Consider the following 18,273-nt stretch of genomic DNA (forward strand, 5'->3'; position numbering starts at 1 on the left):
TCGCTTCCTCCACCCTCGTCAGCCTGATCTGCTCCCGCTGAGCCACAGCGCCCCGGGTGGGAGAACACCTCGGGCGAGGGCGCCATCAGGGAGGTGGCAGAGGCAGGGTAGGGCGCAACTCCATCACCGAGATGTCAAGTCGATGAAGTCAGACTCAGTCGAACGAATGACCGCGTCAGCCTCCTTTCGGTATTCCTGTCGCTTAGACCGTGTCCTACATGGTGAGGTTGCGGAAGCGTTTGTAGCAGCAGAGGGCGGCTGCCAGGCCGAGAAAGGCCAGGTAGTTCCGTGGATGGCGTTCGTAGCGGTGGTTGAGTCGGCGGTAGCCGGTCAGCCAGGACATGGTGCGTTCGATGACCCACCTGCGGCGGCCGAGACGTTCACTGGACTCGATGCCCTTGCGGGCGATCCGGACTCCGATGTGTTTACCCCAGAGCCATTTTCACAGGTGAGGGACGTCGTACGCCTTGTCGGCGTGCAGGCGTTGGGGCTTGGAATCGGCTGCGTGGGATTCGTGTCCCATGTGGAAGTGGGACAGCATCGGCTTCAGTGCCTGGCTGTCGTGGGTGTTGGCCGCGGAGAGTCCGACGCGTAAGGGCAGTCCGTCCGCGTCGGACAGGACATGCATCCTGGAACCCGGCTTGCCCCGGTCCACGGGGCTCGGACCTGCAAGTTCGCCCCCTTTTTAGCGCGGACATGGGCCGAGTCAAGGACCGCGCGGGAGAGGTCGATCAAGTCCTGTTCGTCCAGGAGTTGGAGAACCTTCTGGTGCAGCCGGCCCCAGACCCCCGCGCGGGACCAGATGGCAAACCGACGATGCACGGTCGACTTCGACGCTCCAAAGCAAGGAGGCAAGGCCCGCCAGGCACAGCCGCTGACCAGTACGTAGATGATCGCGGCGAAGACCGCCTCGTCATCGATGTTCGCCACCCCACCGCCTTGCGGCCGCACGCGAGCCGGTGGCAACAGCGGCCTGACGATCTCCCACAGGCCCTCCGGAACGATCCATCCCCAACGCCCACTCCCCATGCCCAGAAAACTGCCAACTCGCCATGTAGGACACTTCCCAATGTTGTTGTCAAGCCCCTGTGGTGACGGGTGGTGTGGCTTCGTAGCACCGCCTGTCACGCAGAAGCGCCCACAAGACGTTGACTCGTCGGCGGGCGAGGGCCAGCACGGCTTGGGTGTGCCGCTTTCCTTCCGCTCTCTTGCGGTCGTAGAACCGGCGGGACTCCGCGCAACTGCGGATGCTGATGAGAGCAGATGTGTAGAAGACCCGTTGCAGTCCGCGGTGATATCGCTTCGGCCGTTGGAGGTTGCCGCTGACGCGTCCGGAATCCCGAGGCGCGGGAGCAAGGCCGGCGAAGCCTGCCAAGCGGTCGGACGTGGCGAAGAAAGCCAGGTCGCCTTGAGTCGCTGCAAGAAACTCAGCTCCGAGAAGGGGCCCGATCCCTGGCAGGCTGGTGATCACCGGCGCGAGTTCGTGCTGACGAAACCGGCTCTCGATGAGCTTGTCGACCTCGGCGATCTTCTCGTTGAGGGACATCACCTCCCTCGCCATGGTCTGCACCAGCTGGGCAATGGCCTTCTCGCCGACGACTGCGGTGTGCTGCCTTTCGGCCGCCTCGACGGCGGCCCGCGCCAGCGTGGCGGCGCCGCGGACCTTTCGGTTGCGCAGCAAGGTCTCCAGACGGCCGGCACCCATGCGGCGGATCGCGCCGGGGGTCTGGTAGCCGGTCAGCAGCATCAAAGGACCGGCGTTGGTCAGTTCCAGGGCTCGCTCAAGTGCAGGGAAGATTCCGGTCAGCGCTCCGCGCAGCCGGTTGACGGCTCGGGTGCGGTCGCACACCAGATCAGTGCGGCGGGCCGTGAACAGCTTCAGCTCCACCGTTGCCTCGTCACCGGGACGCACTGGGTTCAAGTCGCGGCGCATACTCCACGAGCGGCTGGCCGCGGAATACGGGTTCACCGGCAACTATCAGCGCGTCAAGCTCTACGTGCAACAAGCCCGGCCGAGGATCGGTGGTGTCGAGCGGTGCGCCGGCTGTCCGACGAGGATGCGACGAGTCGGCTCGCCTTCGAATTCCCCATGTTGTGCGGGAGCGATGCAATGGAAGGTCAACATCGAGGGTGACGTGGCAGCGGCGCTGTCGGCCCTCGGCGGGTCGCATGGTGCGATGACGAGCTCCTGAATGCACCTCGATTCCAGGTTATCCGTGCCACCCTCCGGGCCGAACCTCGCCCGGGAAATCGCCGAACGCCAGCCCGCCGCATCAGTCGCCTGCCACGACGAGACCACCTCAAAGACGCTGCAAGCAGCGTGCCTGACCCCGTACTTCCGCCCCTACACCAACACCGACGTGGTCGGCTGCGAACTCGGCGGCGCGGTCAAGAACGTCATCGCGCTCGCGGTCGGACTCGCCACCGGAATGGGCCTGGGGGACAACGCCCGCGCCCTGCTGATCACCCGCGGGCTGGCGGAGACCGCCCGCCTGGGCGCAGTTCTCGGTGCCGATCCACTCACCTTCTCCGGACTGGCCGGCGTCGGTGACCTCATCGCTACCTGCAACTCGCCACTGTCCCGCAACCGCACCTTCGGCGAACACCTCGGCCAGGGCATGACCGTGGCCGAAGCAACCGCCGCCACCAGCCAGACCGCCGAAGGCGTCAAGTCTGCCGCCTCGATCCTGAACCTCGCCCGCAGGCACCGGGTGGAAGTGCCCATCACCGACATCGTCGTCGCCGTCATCAACGGCACCGTCACCGTCACCGAAGCGGCAACCCTGCTGATGACACGGTCCCCCAAACCCGAACGCTACGGCCCCTGATCAGTGCTGGGGCGCGTTGCGGCCGTACCGGTGAAGGCGCCGATCGAGTATCTCCCGCAGCCGGTCGATTCCGAGCGCGGACAGTGCCCGCTTCGGCAGGTAGAGCACCACCATTCTGTGCGGGGCGGGGTTCAGCAGCACGAACCCTGCCGCCGTCTCCACGTACCCTCCCAGGCTCCCCCAGCCCCGGCGGACTTCCATGTCGGTGCCCGCGAACCGTATCCCGTCGCCGGTGTCCGCGACGGTCGCAGTCCACGGCCCGAGCGGGGCGCCCGCCCGAGCCGTCGGGCATGCGGAAGCCGACCATCGGGGTCGCCTGGGTCAGCGCGCGCTCGCCGTGTCCGGACAGCCGGGCCATCCGGTTGACCCAGGTGATGAGCTCTTCGGGGCTGTCGGCGACCCGGTCGATGGTGCGGCGCGCCGGCCCTGATGGTGCCGCCGGCCGGGTCGCACTCAGCGAGCAGTGAGGGGCGCTTCGAGGCGAGGGCGAGGGCAAGGGCAGCGGTGGTGACGCCGCAGGATTTGGCGGAGACGAGCGCGGTAACCGGCATGTCAGCTGCTCCGCGGTTCACGGACCAGCGCAATGTGGCCCTGGGCGGCGCGGGTGGCCAGCAGCGGGCCATCTGTCCGGGCGACGGCGAGGTTGACGACGACGTTGCCGGAGGCGTCCGGACGGGAGACGGTGACGACCACGGCGTTGATGGTCGACGGCGGCGCCTCGGCCCCCTTGGCGCTCTGCTGCTCCCCCTGGGCGGGCGTGGTGACGGCGAGGACCTTGTCGCCGGGGGCGAGCGTGCCGGCCGGAGCCTGACCGCGCTTGACCTGGACGCCGACCTGCTGCTTGTCGTCGCCCAGGCCGGTGCCCTCGGCGAGCTGGGAGGTGGTCAGCAGTCCGCCCTTACGCAGGTCGACGGCAGGCCGCTTGCCCACCATGGAGGCCTTCTGCGAGGCGGGTACGGGGGTGAGCGCGGCATCGGCGCTCACCTCGGCCACGGTCAGGTCGGCGTCGGTCAACGCCTGGCCGGCCGGAACGTCGCGGGCGATGGCCAGGACTTTGGTGCGGTCGCTGGCGGAAGTGACGGCTGCGGCCGCGCCGAGGCCGGCGAGCACGGCGAGGACGATGCACAGCGCCACCACCGACCAGCGGCGTTCCCGCTTGACCGGTGCCGTCGTGGTGATGGGGATCTCGGGGCGGGCCGGGGCGGCCGGGCGCGGAACCGACGGCGCGGCGGAGGATTCCATGCGGTGATGTGCCTCTCGAGTTCTTGTGCAGGGTGCGCTAGTTGAGGACCTGGACCTCGGCGACGGTGATATCCACGTCGCTGGTGCGGGTCTCGCTGAGCTGGCCGGTCTGCCCGCCGCCTTGCCAGTTGACGGTCCAGGTCGAAGTAGCTGTGACGTGCCACTTCCCCTGTGCCTGGGTGGAGGACGGCTGGGTGTAGCGGTGGCCGCAGTCCGGGGACGGCTTCTTGCCGTACTCCGCCTCGTAGGGAGTGCCGGCGGTGGTGCAGGTAACGGTCTTCCCGTCGCCCATCGTCCAGACGATTTTCGAGACCCTCGCGGTGGCAGAGACTGTCACGCCGCCGACCGACGCCGATGCGGTGTTCGGGCCGTACGTCTCCGCACCCTTCGCGGTCCACATGTAGACCGGCATGCCCACCACGCCCTTCCCGCCGGGCTTGGGAGTGATGCCGATCTCCGGGCCCCGCAGCAGCATGCGGTCCACGGCCTGCTGGGCAAGGACAGCAGGGTCGACGGCGGGTGGGGCACCCGGACCCGCGAATACGAATGTCGAGGGGCTGTCCGGGCCACCGCAGGAGCGGACATAGACCGCTCCCCCTCCGGATGGGTCGTTTCCTTGCCAGAGTTCGCTGTCCGCTGGTGGCTGAGGGTCCATCTTCTCGTACTGGCAGACGGGTTGCTCCCCGCTGCTGCCGTTGCCGGCTTGATCGGCGCCGCCCGGCTTGCTGCCCTCGGGCTTTCCGTCCACTCCCGCGCCGACACAGAAGTGCACCCCGCAGAAGTCCGCTCCCGTGCCGGGGTCATCCGCGGCGTGGGCCGTACCAGTCAGCGCGAGCGTGGTCAGGACCAGGGTGGATGCCACGAGCAGCGGGCGGCCCGTCAGCATGCTGTCTCCTGCGGCTCGTCCTTGATGACCTTCCATCCGTCCGGCCAGCGCTCGACCGTCGCGACAGAGACGTACTTGGTGAGGCGGTCCTTGGGCAGGGCGGCCTTCTTCTTGGTCTTGCGGTCGACCACATCCCACTTCGAGATGTCGAGGCAGGTGGAAAGCGTGGCGTTCGGCACCTTGCGGGTGAGATCGAGCTTGGTCACGGTCGGGTTGCCCAGGGTGACCTTTCCCGTGGCGATCTGGCCGGCCCGGTACATGCCCTTGATTTCCTGTTTGGCCCCGACGAGCGCCGGCCCTGCGGCGTACTTCTTGAGATCTGTACCGTCCGCGCTGCCCTTGGCGTAAGCGCGCTCCATCTGCTGCCAGTACTGGCTGTAGAAGCTGATCACGTCGGCCTTTGCCCGCTCTGTTGGGTCCGCGGTTTTCGTCGGCTCGTTCGATGGTGCGCTGGTCGACGGAGATTCCTTTGGATCCTTGCCCGCTGAATCATCGTCGTCCGAACTGCACGCGGAAGCAGCCACGAGCGCTACGGCCACGAAAAGCAGAGATGCCGACCGCACTCGATTCCGGTCGCGAAGCAGTCGTCGGTCTCGTCCTGCCAGCGGTGCCACAGTGCCTCCCCGTGTGTTTGCGTCAGCCCGTGTAGACCTGCGGTGGACGCCACATCGCGATGACTGACTTGCTCCTCAACCGCCGCAGGTGTCTGGCCTGGTCTCATACGTTACGCAAGGATTCTCGAACGACACAGCCCGTTATGGCAGTTGAGCCCGGCGTTCGGGCCGTGAACCACCACAACGGACCGTTACGGCGGGGCTACTCGGCACGCTTTTCGGCCAGGAACGCCCTGAGCTCCGAAGGCTGCACGTACACGATGTCGTTCTGTGAGGGGTCTCCCCGCCACACCTCCACGTAGGTGACCCGTGCGGCCCGGAGACCGGGCGCTACATCCTCGGGAAGGGCCTCGTATTCGCCGAGGTTCTTCATGCGCTCCTTGGTGGGCTCGTCGAGAAGATTCCACCAGGCGCCCAGGCGGTGCCGCCGTTCTGCATTCCACTCGTTTTCGGTCATATCCAAATGAGACGGTTAAGGGCTCTCGCGCGGCAACCGCATTTCCCTTGAGTGACAGAGCCCCGGCCTGTCGTCGTTGCAGCGTACGCACGACGGACGACCGACTCATCCCAGACGGTCCTGCCGGTCGGAGTCAGGATGCCGTCCGTGGTCAGCCGGAGCAGTAGCGACAACAGGTCCGATCATGCGTACGCTCGCGAGACAACCTGACGACTGTCGGACCCATACATCAGGGTGAACCAAGATGCGGAGTGCTCCCCCCAAATCCCCCGGGGAGGACCACTCCGCATCATGTATTCCAGGTCAGCCGCCGATCAAGCGAGGGGGGTGTTGTTGCGGGCCCCCTACGGCTCGACGACGCCGAAATCGACGTCCCCAGCACGGACAAGTCCGATAAAGGACGACCAGGCGCCAGTCGGAACGACGAGGGCGGGGCCCTTCTTGTTCTTGGAGTCGCGGATGCCGACCTGGCTGGTCAGGTTCGCGATCTCGACGCACGCGCCTCCTGTGTCGTTGCTGTAGGAGGACTTGAACCAAGCGGATTCTTCGGCCATGTCACGGGCCGTGATGTGTGTATTGATGGCTACTTCCACTCTCGTGCTAGTTGTTGCAGAAACCCGGCTGTACGAGTCGGAGGCAGGGCGCTGTCACGCATGGCGTCGAAGCGGCGGATATTTCTCTGCACCTCTTGCCGCTCGTCGGTGACGCTGATGGTGCTCGGCATGTCGACCTGCACGACAGGATCAAGCGCTTCGGAGAAGTCCAGCAGAATGAAGTTGCTCTCCGAGCGGTAGGTCACGACATCGTGCGGGAGGATCTGGATGGTCACATGGTCCAAGCTGCCCAGTTTCACAATCTCGTCGTACTGCTCGCGCATGACCTCGGGGCCGCCCACCATGCGCCTCACCGCCGTCTCGTCCATGATGACGCGCAGCTCCAGCGGATCATCCGACCGTGTGATCAGCTCCTTCCGCTCCAGGCGGAGCCGAACGTTCTGGTCGATGTACTCGGACGTCGTCTCTTCCACCGGCTTGGCCGTCTGGTACAAGGCTCGCGCATACGCCTCCGTCTGGAACAGTCCGAACACGAAGTTCGGCTGGAAGGCCCGCATCACCGTGGCGTCCTGCTCCAGCCCCCGGTACGTCGGCATCTTCGACGGCATGAACGCCTTGTAGGGCGTCCACGGCTCCTTGCTCAGCGACTCCCGGTGAAGCTGGAGCAGAGTCTCAAGATCCCCCTTGGGGAGGCCCGGGTCCAGGAAGTCGATGAGCGCTTCGAGATCACCCACCCGAGGCAGGTCGTTCTCGCCTATCTCCACCCGCGCAAGCTTGGTATGCGAGAACTTCAGCTCCCTGGCGACCTCCTGAAGCGTCAGCCCCTTCTTCTCCCGGAGCTTCCGCAGCTCCTTACCCAGCTCTCTGCGCCGGAACGTCGCTCCACGCTTCGCTGCCACCTTGCCGCCCTCTCCCCATCCCTGTTGGTGCCCGACGTGCACTCTGTCCGGTCCCGGCGTGGGTCGTGTACCTGAGTTTGCCATCCCCTGACCCCCCTTGAACAAGACCCTGTTGGTGATTGGGCAATTGCCAATTCTCTAACGTTCGCCAGTGCGCTTGCACAGTAACTCTCACATGCAGCACGGTAGTTGAGAAGGAACCCAGAGCGACAGCGTTGCAAGACCCTGGGCCTCTCCAGAGCCCTTGCGCGCTGCACTCGCGCCCCCCACCACCGACTTGCGGAGGACTAGGCCATGCCTCTCCCTGACTACCGAGGGAACGCCCTCGCCGTCGACTGGGCGGAGGAGCTGGCTGCCCGGATAGCTGATGCGCTGGGCGAGTATCCCCTCTGCCCGGATTGGTGGCCGCAGGAAGAGGCGCCCCGGATCCCGGGGAACCAGGCAGCCCGCATGAGCGAGCGGCGGCGCGATCTCCTGGCAGCCCTCAGCGAACCCGGGAACGGCTTCAAGGTCGTCGCCTACGCCCTGACAACCGTCAACCACGTGCCGACGAACACCCTGGGGCGAGTGCGGGCTTACGCCGCCCACAAGGGCTGGCGTGTCCATTCGGAGTCTCTGTGGGACGGCTGCGGCATGACCCACCCGCTGGAACGTACGGAGTGGCAGCGGGCCGAGCGACTGGTGGCCGGCGGCTTCGTGCACGGGATCCTCACGCTCGACCAGTCCGCCGTCAGCAGCGACAACGGCGAGTACGAGGAAGTACTGAACCGACTCGAATCGCGTCCGGCCTTCATTGCCCACGTGCCGCCCGAGTGGAGACCGTCCGTCTCCCCGACCTTGCACAGCCTGGAGGACCGAGATGTTTGAGGCGCAACCCCTGACCGGGATCCGGTCTGTCGATTCGCCCGCTGAACGCGAGGAGCTCCCGCGGCGCACGCCCCAGGAGGCGGCCAAGAAGCTGGATGCGAAGCACGAATTGGAGCAACGCCCGCCCGACCTGTTTCAGGTCCCCGAAGCCCCCCAGACGTGGCGGCATCTGCACCGCGTGCTCACCCGCGAGGAGCCCAAGACGTGACCGCCATCGGCTTAGGCCCTCGTCGTCGCGATCGGCGCGCTCGTGCACTTCCGTCCGAAGCGGAAGCGGCACCCGTGGTCGCCGTACGGAAGAAGAAGCGTCTTCCGCGGTTCCGTTTCGCCCTTCGGCACCCGATCAGGACGCTACGCCGGAACCAGGGCAAGGCGATTGACCGCACCGGATTCGGCCTCGGCCAGTATGCCGGGATCGGGACCTTCGTCGTTGTCGTCCTCGGCTGGCTCACCTTGCAGTACCTCTCCCACTACCCGTGAGACCGGTCATCTCCCCGCAGCTGGACCCTTCGTTGCGTGGAGATGACCATCCAGCTGGACTTCCTCCGCATCCCGCCGAGACCACCGTGCACGCCGACACATGCGCGGTCCGGTCCCGGGATGACCCCGCGGCGGAGGAAGCGGCCCCACTCCTCCGGTTCAACGCCGTCCGACTTTCTGACGGCGCGAGGAGCGGGCGCCCCGGCCGCCCTAACTTCTGGTGCGAGTGGTGGCCGGCCCAACCCCCAATCGCCTCCCGTTCCACGATGAAAGGTCGGTCCCCTCCGTGCATGCCTCCACCAACTGCACCACGGCGACTCGAATGCTGAGAAAACCGACGGCTCCTCCGTGGATGGCCGCCTGGACCAGCGAGACCCCAATCGAGGGGCAATTGATCTGTCGGCCACGACCCCAGGCCGGGCTCATGTACACCGATGAGCACGCTGCAGACCGCGGTCGGCATGATGCGCTGCTTGTCCGCGGCCGACGGCCGGCTCCGAAGGGGAACCGCGGAAAGCCGCTGTACGCCGTGGTGAACTACGCCAAGCAGCGGAGAGCGATGCGCCGGCTTCTCTGCCACGTCTGCGGGAAGTCGGCGCACCGCAACGAGCTCGGGGTGCTGTGGCTGCTCGACGACGTCGCGGCGAACTGCGAGCCGGGGTGGCCTGAACGTGAGGTTTCCGTTCACCCACCGGTGTGTCTCGGATGTGCGGGCAAGGCTGTTGAGGAGTGCCCCGAACTGCACAAGATGGGGTTCACCGCCCTTCGGGTCAGCGATCCCGAGGAATACGGCTATTACGGCACCCTCTACACGCGAGACCTTTCGGCTCCGGGCTCCCCCTTTCCCGCCTTCGTACGAGACCGCGAAACGCTTGCGTTCGATGATCCGCTACTGCCGTGGCTTCACTGCGCTCAGTCGGCCATGGCGCTCAACGGTGTAACGGTCATCAAACTGGACGACCTCATATCCGCCCCTTAGACCCCGCCACGCCCTTTGGCTGCTTCGGCCCGGACCGTCGGGCGGCGCAAGCCCGGCGCGGGGTGGCAGCTGCACGCCCCCCGCGTCGGGAGACAAAAGGCAAGCTCTCAGCCACCCTCGGCGCGCACCTCTCACGAAGGGCACCCCGGTGAATAGCCTCCTGAACGTGGACGCCGCCGCCCGGCACCAACGCGATACACACATAAGGCCATTGGTCGCAGCCATGGGTCACGGGCAGCGGTCTGTCCGCCTAGCCGCCCCCGGCGGCCGGTCCCCTCCCCACGGCAAATGCCCGCGAACCCGGCCCAGCCGTTTCAGCGCCGTTCCAGTGCCCGGCCCATCAAGAGCAAGCACCACACAAAGGAACCTCCCCAATGCCCGATGTGACCCTCGATCCCGACCACGCCACCAAGCTGCGCGACAAGATGGTGGATGGGCTGCGCGCGGACGCCACTATCGTCTCGCCCGAGATCGAAACCGTAATGCGCAAGGTCCCGCGCCATCAGTACGCCCCGGAGGCGACTCTGGAGGATGCGTACATCACGTACGCGGCTGTCATCACGAAGACGGACAAGCACGGGGTGCAGCTGAGCTCGGTGTCCGCGCCGCAGATCCAGGCGATGATGCTGGAGCAGGCCAAGCTCCGCCCGGGGATGCGGGTACTGGAAATCGGCTCCGGTGGCCTGAACGCCTCGTACCTGGCTGAACTGGTGAGTTCTGAGGGCGAGGTCACCACCGTCGACATCGACCCGGAGGTCACCGCCCGCGCCCGCCGCATGCTGGACGAGCTCGGGTACCAGCATGTCCGCGTGGCGTGCGCGGACTCGGCCGAGCCCATTCCCTACCTCGGCCAGGTCGACGTCATCATGGTCACCGCCGGGGCATGGGACATCCCGCCAGCCTGGATCGAGCAACTCGCACCCGGTGGCCGACTGGTGGTGCCGCTGAGGGTGCGCGGCCTGACCCGGTCCGTGGCCTTCACCCGGGTCGGGGACCACCTGGAGAGCGAGTCCGCGAAGGTCTGCGGTTTCGTGCCCATGCAAGGTTCGGCCGCGCACCAGGAGGAGCTGCTGCTCGTCACCGGCACCCCGGAGATCGGTCTCCGGTTCGATGACGGGCTACCTGCTGATCCGAGCCTGCTGGACAACGCGGTCCGTACTGCGCGGATCGAGGTGTGGACCGGCGTCACGGTCGGAGTCAGCGAACTCCTGGACACCCTCCAGATGCACCTGGCGATCATGCTGCCTGGGTTCTGCATCATGGCGGTCGACCCGGACCTGGACAGCGGCATCGTCGCGCCCGCCATCAAGGGCTTCTCGCTCGCCGCAGTCGACGGCCCGAACTTCGCCTACCTCACTACCCGCCGCACCGATGACGGCAAGCACGTCGAGTTCGCGGTCCACGCCCTGGGGCCGGACGCTCAGGCCTTCGCCGACACGGTCGCCGAGCACGTACACGACTGGGCCCGCGAGCGGCGCGGCGGCCATCACCCGGTCATCCGGGTCTATCCGGCTGGCGCCCCCACCGACCAGGTCCCCGGAGACCGGGTCATCGACAAGGTCCACAGCCGGATCTCGCTGTCCTGGCCCCCGGCATAGCCGCTGGGAGTCAGGCGTCATGCACCACTCCACCGAGCAAGGAGAGAGATCGACATGACACAAGCCCTGGCGCTGGCCGAACGGCCGGCGGTCGACGAGGACGACTTCGCCCCGCTCGACATCAAGGTCGTCGTCGCCGCACACCCCCACGGGAAGCTCATGTGCGGCACAGCTGATGGCTGCGGCGCCACGTGCGCGACCGGAGCCTCCGCCTGCAGCTCGTTCATCGAGGACCCTGCCTGACCGTGCCTCTCGCTGGTGTGCCGCGCGTTCCGCGCCCGGCACACCAGCACCACACCCTTCGCGCGCCGCACCGAAAGGAAGAGCTGTCCATGGCCTCCAGAGCAGTCGTCAGCTACCAGTCGCAGGGTGCCGCGATGCTGCGCGCCACCACCAGCCCCGGCGCCGCTGATCTGCCTCGGACCCTCGATCTCGACGACGCTGCCGTCACCCGGGGTTGGCTGGCGAGGGTGTGGCAGCGCAAGGAGACCCGCGACGCTTTACGCGCGGCCAGCCCGGTTCTGTGCCGGACCATCGACGATGTTGTATGCGGTGCGCAATCGCAGCCGCGGCAGGTTCGCCGGACCGCGCTGTCGGTCGCTTCCTATCTGCTGCGTTGGCAGCATCGCCCCACCCCGTTCGGCCTCTTCGCCGGCACGGCTCCCGTATCGGTCGGGCCTGTGCCGCGCATCAGGTGGGACAGCAAGCACCGGGTTGCGGTGCGGGCCGACGCCGAGTGGATCACCGACATCGTCCAGCGCCTGCAGCACAGCCCTGCGCTGCTGGAGCGCCTGCCGGTGGTCGCCAACGACGCCGCTCAGGTCCGCGGTGACCGGCTTGTTGCGCCGGGCCCGCCCGCGGATGGCCACGCCCTGCTCATGGCTCCGGTCGAGGTGTCCGTACGTCACGCACGGCCCGTGAACGCCGCAATGCGCGCGGCCGAAAGCCCCATCCGGTACAGCGAACTGCGCGACCACCTCCACGACCTGTTCCCGACGGCTGCAGGCGGCAAGGTCGACGCGCTGCTGGGCGACCTCATCGCGCAGAATCTGCTCATCACCAGCTTGCGGGCGCCGATGACCACCCTGGACGCCCTCGGACACGTGTGCGCCGAGCTGGAGAAGGCCGACGCTCACGCCTTGTCGGACATCGGCGACCTGGTGCGCGACCTCTACGCGATACACGGTGACCTCACCGGGCACGAACCCACGCTGTCGACGTCCGCGCTGAGCGATGTCACCGCGCGCATGCTCGCGCTCTCCTCCATCGCACCGGCCCCTCTGCTGATCGACACCGCCTTGGACTGCGACGTACAGATCCCCGAACAGGTCGTCGAGGAAGTACAGAACGCCGTGACTGCGCTGTACCGGGTCACGCCACAGCCCTACGGCTATCAGCAGTGGCGCGACTATCACCGTCGTTTCCGCGCCCGGTACGGCGTCGGTGCCGCCGTACCGGTGCTGGACCTGGTGGCCGACAGCGGCCTGGGGCTGCCTGCCGAGTACGTCGGATCGGAGCGGGGCCGGACGCCGCAGCTTGTGACCGACCGGGACGATGCGGTCCTCGAACTGCTACAGCAGGCCCTCATCGAGGGCCGCGACGAACTGGTCCTGACCGATGCAGTGATCGCCGACCTTGCCAAGGCCACAGGCAGCGAGGACCCCATGTTCGTCCCCCGGGCGGAGGTCGCCTTCGAGATACGTGCACCCTCGTCCGACGCGCTGGCTCGCGGCACCTTCAGTCTCGCCCTCACCGGTCTGCCCCGGCCCGGCAGCAGCATGGCCGGACGGTTCGCTCACCTGCTGCCGCCCGAGCAGCAGGAGTTACTGTCCCGCACCTACCGCACGGCCGAACCCGACACGATCACCGCGCAGCTCTCATTTCTCCCGCGCCGCCGGCGCAACGAGAACGTGGCCCGCACCGGGCAACTGCTCCCACACGTCATCGCGTTGTCCGAGCACCGCACCGCTGACGAGGGGGGGATCCCCCTCGCAGACATCGCCGTCACTGCTGACGCCCGCCGCTTCCACCTCGTGCAGCTCTCCATCGGGCGGCCCATCGACGTACGTGTCCTGCACGCACTCGAAGCCGGTGTCCAAACGCCGCCGCTGGCCCGGTTCCTGGCAGAGATCGCCACCGCCCGGTGCGCCGTCTACAAGCCGTTCGCCTTCGGCGCCGCAGCTCGCCTGCCCTACCTGCCGCGTGTGCGCTACCGCAAGACCATCCTCACCCCGGCCCGCTGGCTGCTGATGGCCGAGGACCTTCCCGGCCGTGCCGCTTCGACAACCGACTGGGAGCAGGCGTTCGCCGCGTGGCGGTCCCGTCTGCGTGTCCCCGAACGCATTGCCATGGTGGATGTCGACCAGCGTCTCCCCTTGGATCTGACGCACCCGGTCCACCGGCGTCTGCTGCGCGCCCGTCTCGACGGCGCCCGCCGCCTCGAACTACGCGAAACACCCGATCCCGACGAGCACGGCTGGATCGGCCGCGCCCACGAAATCCTGCTCCCCCTCGTCCGCACCCAACCCGAGGAGACCAGCACGCTGCCCACGCCGCGCCTGCTCACCGCGGTGGGCGCCGACGACGTCCACCTGCCCGGGTCCGGGACCGTGCTGCGCGCACACCTGCACGCCCACCCTCAGCGATACAGCGAGATCCTCGACCGTCATCTGCCCCGCCTCCTGGCCGCGTTCGACGACCCGCCGCTGTGGTGGTTCACCCGACACCGCGAGATGGCCCGCCCCCAGGCCGGGCAGCACATCGCGCTCTTCCTCCACCTCGAACCCAGGATGTACGGGGCCGCGGCCGAACGTGTACACGCCTGGGCCGAAGGGCTGCGTCGCAGCAGACTGGCGTCACACCTGACGCTCGCCAGCTACCAGCCACAGACAGGCCGCTACGGGCACGCGGCTGCGATGGACGCCGCCCACCGTGTCTTCGCCGCCGACTCTGCCGCCGCTCTCGCCCAGATCCGCCTCACCGCCCGCACTGACGACTTCGCCCCGCAAGCCCTCGCGGCCGCGAGCATCCTCGACCTCACCACCCACCTCGCCCTCACCGCCGACCAGGGCATGGACTGGTTGATCCAGAACGTGCCCCAGGGACACGGGCGGCTGGATCGGGGTCTGCGCGATCAGGTCCTCGAGCTCGCTGCTCCCAGCGGGCCGCCGCTCTTCACCGCGCTCCCTGGTGGCGCTGACGTGGTGGACGCGTGGAAGGCCCGTGTCGCCGCCGTGCGCCTTTACCGCGCGGACCTGGCCCGTCAGCGCGACCCGCTGGCCGTCGTACGGTCGTTGCTCCACCAGCACCACATACGAGCGCTCGGCGTCGACCCGGTCGCCGAAGCCGTCACGCTGCGGCTCGCACGCACCGCGGCACTGCGCCACACCGCCCAGGCGGGCACGTGACTGCGCCGGCCGCTGACGCGGCCCACCTGACGCGGCAGTTCACCGAGCACCTGGCTCAACCCACTCAACCTCCCCCTGATGAGTCGTGGATGGCGCAGTCCCTTGCGCAGGGGGCAGCTGGCATCGCCCTGCTGCATGTGGAACGGGCCCACGCACGCCTGGGGCCATGGAGCGTGGCCCACCGCTGGATCACCCAGGCTTCCTCCGGTGACGTCAGCGCCGCCGACACGACCGGCCTGTTCCTCGGTGCGCCCGCCATTGCCTTCCTCCTGAACACCACCCCCACCGCCTTTAACGCCCGCTACAGCGATGCGTGGACGACCCTGCACGCCCACGTCACCGCGCTCGCCCACCGCCGCACCGACACCGCCCTTGCCCGCATGTTCCGCGGCGACCTGCCCACCTTCGCGGAGTACGACGTCTTCTACGGCCTCACCGGGATCGGCGCCTACCTACTACGGAGCGACCCCAGCAGCAGCGCCCTCGAACGGATCCTCAACTACCTGGTCACCCTGACCCGCCCCCTGGAGACCGATGGCCGCAGCCTTCCCGGCTGGTGGGTCGGCCATGACCCACGCCGAGGCCACTCCGCTCATTTTCCCGGCGGGCACGGCAACATTGGGGCCGCGCACGGCATCACCGGGTGCCTTCTGCTCCTTGCCCAGACCCTGCGGCGCGGCATCAGCGTGGAGGGACAGCCCGAGGCCATCCGCAGCATCTGCGAGCATCTCGACGTCTGGCGACAGGACAGCGCCGCCGGTCCTTGGTGGCCTGAACATCTGACGGTCGCGGACCTCGACACCGGCCACCCCCACTCACACGGGCCGGGACGACCGAGCTGGTGCTACGGCACGGTCGGCATCGCCCGCGCCGGGCAACTCGCAGGTATCGCCCTGGATGACTCAGCCCTTCAGCGCTCCTACGAGGATGCCCTGTACCGCTGCCTGACCGACCCCATACAGCTCGCCCAGGTCACCGACACCAGCCTCTGCCATGGCTGGGCGGGCATCTTCCAGACCGCGTACCGGTCCGCCCACGACGCCCTCACCCCCCACCTTCACAATGTGCTCCAGCCCCTGGGAGACGCGCTATCCGCCCACGCCCGGCCCGGCTCACCCAAGGGCCCTGGGCTCATTGATGGCGACGCCGGATGCGCACTCTCCCTGACCACCCTCGCCACCGACCAGGCACCGACCACCGGATGGGACGCATGTCTGCTGATCGACTGATCCAGACCACCCGACTTCACGCGCCCGACGTCACCGGCCGCGCCGTACTCGACGTCCTCGCCGGCGCGCCACTCGTCGACGCCGCCGACCGCGCTGGCATGGAAACGGCGAACCTGGCCGACGCCGTCGCCGTCTTTCAGCAGGCCGGCCACGAAGCCCTCGCCCAACCGGCGGGCAGCACCGACTGGTGGCAGGTCTACATCGAGTTCACCGACTGGACGAGCGCAGAGCAAACCGCCGTCACGCACCTTGCGCCACTTCTGCGCAGCGCGGAGGAGAACGGCAGCGTCACCGCCTGGTGGTTCACTCGCAAACACCCCTGCTGGCGGCTACGCCTTCGCGTCAACCCCGAGATCGGCGCCAAGCTCGGCCTCGGCGCCGCGCTCGACCACCTCGTGGCAGACGGCCATCTGCGACGGTGGTGGCCAGGCATTTACGAGCCGGAGACCCCGGCCTTCGGCGGCCCCGCAAGCATGACGGCCGCGCACAACCTGTTCGTCGCGGACAGCCGCGAAGTGCTCCGCCTGTCCGGCCGCAACGACTTCGCCATCGGCCGCCGTGAACTGTCCGTCCTGCTCTGCACGATCATGATGCGCGCCGCAGGCCTTGAGTGGTACGAGCAGGGCGATGTGTGGCAGCGAGTCATCGCCGAGGAGCAGCGCTCCAAACTTGGCGACATACCCGAGGAGCGGCTCCACACGATGGCGACGCAGCTACGTGCGCTGCTGGTTGCCAACACCGATCCAGACGGCCCCGTCCTGAGTTCCGGCGGCCCGCTAGAGCCAGTCACCGAATGGGCTGACGCCTTCCGCTACACCGGTCTCGCCCTCAGCGAAGGAGTGCGCTTCGGGTCACTCGACCGCGGGCTACGCCGCATCCTCTCCCTTCACGTGATCTTCCACTGGAACCGCCTCGGACTGTCCCTGCGCGCACAGAGCGCACTGGCGTGGGCGGCTCGTACCGCCATCCTCGATCCGCCCGTGTGGAGTTGACGTAAAAGTTCAATGTGCTTACGCGTGTCGCGGTGACATCGCGATCTACCGGTTCCCTGACATGTCCGCGAGTTTCGATTGGCCCGACGAAGAACGCTCTCCTGGATCTCTAAGCAACCCCGCAGCACTCTTGGCCACGTCGTCACCGAGCCGCGCAGTCCAGTGCTGCGGCAGCATGGTGAGGACGGCTACCGGGCGAAGTGGGTACAGTACCCCTTCCCAGTGCCCGCGCTGCAAGACCTCCGCCGACTGCGCCTGCGAGACGACAAGTGCGATCACCGCACGACGAATCGTTTGTCTCCGTCACCGCCGCCGCGCTGATCGCCGGGCCGGTCGCCTCGCAGCATGTCGACCCCGCTCTGATCGACTACTTCCAGCAGCAGCTCGAAGGGCACTACCGGGCGGATATGTTCCTTGGCCCGCACGATCTGATCGGCACGGTGTCCGCGCAGTATCAGCTGATCGACAAACTGATCCGTTCCGCGCGCGGCGAGACCCGCCGCGGCCTGCTCCGGGTCGGTGCCGCCTACGCCGCCCTGGTGGGCTGGCTGTACCAGGACGCGGGCGACATGGACGGGGCAAGCTTCTGGCGCGGGGTGACGCAGGAGATAGCGATGCGGTCCCGGGACCCGCATCTCATCGGGTACAGCCTGGTCAATCAGGCGCAGGTGCGTACCGACTTGGGGGACGGGCACGCGGTCATCGACCTGTGCGAGGCGGCCCTCGACGACGCCCCGCGGATCCTGCCGAAGGTCCGCATCATGGCCATGCAGCAACAGGCACACGGAGCCAGCCTCACCGGGGACCGCGCCGCCGTGGACCACCTGGTCGACCAGGCGGACCGGATCCTCGGCCGCGTCGACGACGACCTCCCATGGGGCAACGCCTGCCGAAGGACGCCCGGTTACCTCGAAGTGCAGCGGGCCACCTGCTACGGACGGCTCGGCCTCGGCCGCGAGGCAGACTCGCTGTGGTCCCAAGTGCTGACGGCCGTCCCGGAGACGGCCCGCAGGGACCGCGGGGTGTACCTCGCCCGTCATGCCACCGCGGCAGCCGCTGCCCGCGAACCAGACCACGCCCTGGAGATCGCACGCACCGCTGCACAGATTGCGGTGGAGACGGGATCCGCGCGCATGGCGCGGGAGTTGGCCACCCTCGAGCAAGCTATGCGGCCATGGCACGATGCCCCGGTTGGCCGGGACCTCGCCGAGGTGCTGGCACCGGTGACCGAGAGGGGATGA

The 18,273-nt window shown here is 67.8% G+C and carries 17 protein-coding genes and 3 pseudogenes; 11 read left to right on the top strand and 9 right to left on the bottom strand.

Annotation, left to right across the window (positions count from 1 at the left end):
* Positions 1 to 214 precede the first annotated feature (214 nt).
* Positions 215 to 1,029 (bottom strand): annotated as a pseudogene (locus OG905_RS00285) (IS5 family transposase).
* 49 nt (positions 1,030 to 1,078) lie between these two features.
* Positions 1,079 to 1,933: pseudogene (locus OG905_RS00290) on the bottom strand (IS110 family transposase); the annotation flags it as partial.
* A gap of 292 nt (positions 1,934 to 2,225) precedes the next feature.
* Between OG905_RS00290 and OG905_RS00295 the strand changes: the two are divergent.
* Positions 2,226 to 2,828: pseudogene (locus tag OG905_RS00295) on the top strand (NAD(P)H-dependent glycerol-3-phosphate dehydrogenase); the annotation flags it as partial.
* On the opposite strand, the gene OG905_RS00300 reads toward OG905_RS00295, so the two are convergent.
* The 7 genes from OG905_RS00300 to OG905_RS00330 form a co-directional block, all read right to left on the bottom strand.
* Positions 2,829 to 2,990, bottom strand: a complete 162-nt coding sequence (locus OG905_RS00300) for a hypothetical protein (protein WP_328665317.1) — start codon at positions 2,988 to 2,990, stop codon at positions 2,829 to 2,831.
* A gap of 390 nt (positions 2,991 to 3,380) precedes the next feature.
* A complete protein-coding gene (locus OG905_RS00305; protein WP_328665319.1) occupies positions 3,381 to 4,070 on the bottom strand; it encodes an SAF domain-containing protein in 690 nt (229 codons plus the stop codon).
* Between the two features lie 37 nt (positions 4,071 to 4,107).
* Positions 4,108 to 4,956 carry an ATP/GTP-binding protein gene (locus OG905_RS00310; protein ID WP_328665321.1) on the bottom strand — a complete coding sequence of 283 codons (849 nt, stop codon included), beginning with the start codon at positions 4,954 to 4,956 and terminating at the stop codon, positions 4,108 to 4,110.
* Positions 4,950 to 5,495, bottom strand: coding sequence for a hypothetical protein (locus OG905_RS00315; RefSeq protein ID WP_328665323.1), 546 nt, complete (start codon positions 5,493 to 5,495; stop codon positions 4,950 to 4,952). The genes OG905_RS00310 and OG905_RS00315 overlap by 7 nt, the downstream gene beginning before the upstream one ends.
* A 277-nt stretch (positions 5,496 to 5,772) precedes the next feature.
* Complete coding sequence (locus tag OG905_RS00320; protein WP_328665326.1) at positions 5,773 to 6,027, bottom strand: hypothetical protein; 255 nt, start codon at positions 6,025 to 6,027, stop codon at positions 5,773 to 5,775.
* Positions 6,028 to 6,371: 344 nt separating this feature from the next.
* A complete protein-coding gene (locus OG905_RS00325) occupies positions 6,372 to 6,581 on the bottom strand; it encodes a DUF397 domain-containing protein (protein WP_328665329.1) in 210 nt (69 codons plus the stop codon).
* 29 nt (positions 6,582 to 6,610) lie between these two features.
* The gene (locus tag OG905_RS00330) at positions 6,611 to 7,480 is read right to left on the bottom strand and encodes a helix-turn-helix domain-containing protein (protein ID WP_328665331.1); all 870 of its coding nucleotides are present in this window, start codon (positions 7,478 to 7,480) and stop codon (positions 6,611 to 6,613) included.
* Between the two features lie 294 nt (positions 7,481 to 7,774).
* On the opposite strand from OG905_RS00330, the gene OG905_RS00335 reads away from it, so the two are divergent.
* The 10 genes from OG905_RS00335 (at position 7,775) to OG905_RS00380 (ending at position 18,273) form a co-directional block, all read left to right on the top strand.
* The gene (locus OG905_RS00335; RefSeq protein WP_328665333.1) at positions 7,775 to 8,347 is read left to right on the top strand and encodes a hypothetical protein; all 573 of its coding nucleotides are present in this window, start codon (positions 7,775 to 7,777) and stop codon (positions 8,345 to 8,347) included.
* A complete protein-coding gene (locus OG905_RS00340; RefSeq protein ID WP_328665334.1) occupies positions 8,340 to 8,555 on the top strand; it encodes a hypothetical protein in 216 nt (71 codons plus the stop codon). Before OG905_RS00335 ends, OG905_RS00340 begins: the two co-directional genes overlap by 8 nt.
* Positions 8,552 to 8,827, top strand: coding sequence for a hypothetical protein (locus OG905_RS00345; protein ID WP_328665337.1), 276 nt, complete (start codon positions 8,552 to 8,554; stop codon positions 8,825 to 8,827). The genes OG905_RS00340 and OG905_RS00345 overlap by 4 nt, the downstream gene beginning before the upstream one ends.
* A gap of 424 nt (positions 8,828 to 9,251) precedes the next feature.
* A complete protein-coding gene (locus tag OG905_RS00350) occupies positions 9,252 to 9,806 on the top strand; it encodes a hypothetical protein (RefSeq protein WP_328665339.1) in 555 nt (184 codons plus the stop codon).
* A 374-nt stretch (positions 9,807 to 10,180) separates the two neighbouring features.
* Positions 10,181 to 11,404, top strand: a complete 1,224-nt coding sequence (fxlM, locus tag OG905_RS00355; RefSeq protein ID WP_328665340.1) for a methyltransferase, FxLD system — start codon at positions 10,181 to 10,183, stop codon at positions 11,402 to 11,404.
* A gap of 54 nt (positions 11,405 to 11,458) precedes the next feature.
* Positions 11,459 to 11,647, top strand: coding sequence for an FxLD family lanthipeptide (locus OG905_RS00360; protein ID WP_328665342.1), 189 nt, complete (start codon positions 11,459 to 11,461; stop codon positions 11,645 to 11,647).
* An 89-nt stretch (positions 11,648 to 11,736) separates the two neighbouring features.
* Entirely contained in the window at positions 11,737 to 14,811 is a 3,075-nt protein-coding gene (locus OG905_RS00365; RefSeq protein ID WP_328665344.1) for a lantibiotic dehydratase, read from the top strand.
* On the top strand, positions 14,808 to 16,040 hold the full coding sequence (locus OG905_RS00370) for a lanthionine synthetase C family protein (RefSeq protein ID WP_443043869.1): 1,233 nt from the start codon (positions 14,808 to 14,810) through the stop codon (positions 16,038 to 16,040). Before OG905_RS00365 ends, OG905_RS00370 begins: the two co-directional genes overlap by 4 nt.
* The gene (locus tag OG905_RS00375; RefSeq protein WP_328665348.1) at positions 16,022 to 17,032 is read left to right on the top strand and encodes a thiopeptide-type bacteriocin biosynthesis protein; all 1,011 of its coding nucleotides are present in this window, start codon (positions 16,022 to 16,024) and stop codon (positions 17,030 to 17,032) included. The genes OG905_RS00370 and OG905_RS00375 overlap by 19 nt, the downstream gene beginning before the upstream one ends.
* 269 nt (positions 17,033 to 17,301) lie before the next feature.
* The gene (locus tag OG905_RS00380; RefSeq protein ID WP_328665349.1) at positions 17,302 to 18,273 is read left to right on the top strand and encodes a Twin-arginine translocation pathway signal; all 972 of its coding nucleotides are present in this window, start codon (positions 17,302 to 17,304) and stop codon (positions 18,271 to 18,273) included.

The sequence above is a fragment of the Streptomyces sp. NBC_00322 genome (assembly GCF_036147535.1).
Classification (GTDB): domain Bacteria; phylum Actinomycetota; class Actinomycetes; order Streptomycetales; family Streptomycetaceae; genus Streptomyces.

Bases quoted from the DNA above. Each gene is read 5' to 3' on its own strand.
- OG905_RS00305 (WP_328665319.1), bottom strand. From the start codon at position 4,070: ATGGAATCCTCCGCCGCGCCGTCGGTTCCGCGCCCGGCCGCCCCGGCC.
- OG905_RS00310 (WP_328665321.1), bottom strand. From the start codon at position 4,956: ATGCTGACGGGCCGCCCGCTGCTCGTGGCATCCACCCTGGTCCTGACC.
- OG905_RS00320 (WP_328665326.1), bottom strand. From the start codon at position 6,027: ATGACCGAAAACGAGTGGAATGCAGAACGGCGGCACCGCCTGGGCGCC.
- OG905_RS00325 (WP_328665329.1), bottom strand. From the start codon at position 6,581: ATGGCCGAAGAATCCGCTTGGTTCAAGTCCTCCTACAGCAACGACACA.
- OG905_RS00335 (WP_328665333.1), top strand. From the start codon at position 7,775: ATGCCTCTCCCTGACTACCGAGGGAACGCCCTCGCCGTCGACTGGGCG.
- OG905_RS00340 (WP_328665334.1), top strand. From the start codon at position 8,340: ATGTTTGAGGCGCAACCCCTGACCGGGATCCGGTCTGTCGATTCGCCC.
- OG905_RS00350 (WP_328665339.1), top strand. From the start codon at position 9,252: ATGTACACCGATGAGCACGCTGCAGACCGCGGTCGGCATGATGCGCTG.
- fxlM (WP_328665340.1), top strand. From the start codon at position 10,181: ATGCCCGATGTGACCCTCGATCCCGACCACGCCACCAAGCTGCGCGAC.
- OG905_RS00360 (WP_328665342.1), top strand. From the start codon at position 11,459: ATGACACAAGCCCTGGCGCTGGCCGAACGGCCGGCGGTCGACGAGGAC.
- OG905_RS00365 (WP_328665344.1), top strand. From the start codon at position 11,737: ATGGCCTCCAGAGCAGTCGTCAGCTACCAGTCGCAGGGTGCCGCGATG.
- OG905_RS00375 (WP_328665348.1), top strand. From the start codon at position 16,022: ATGTCTGCTGATCGACTGATCCAGACCACCCGACTTCACGCGCCCGAC.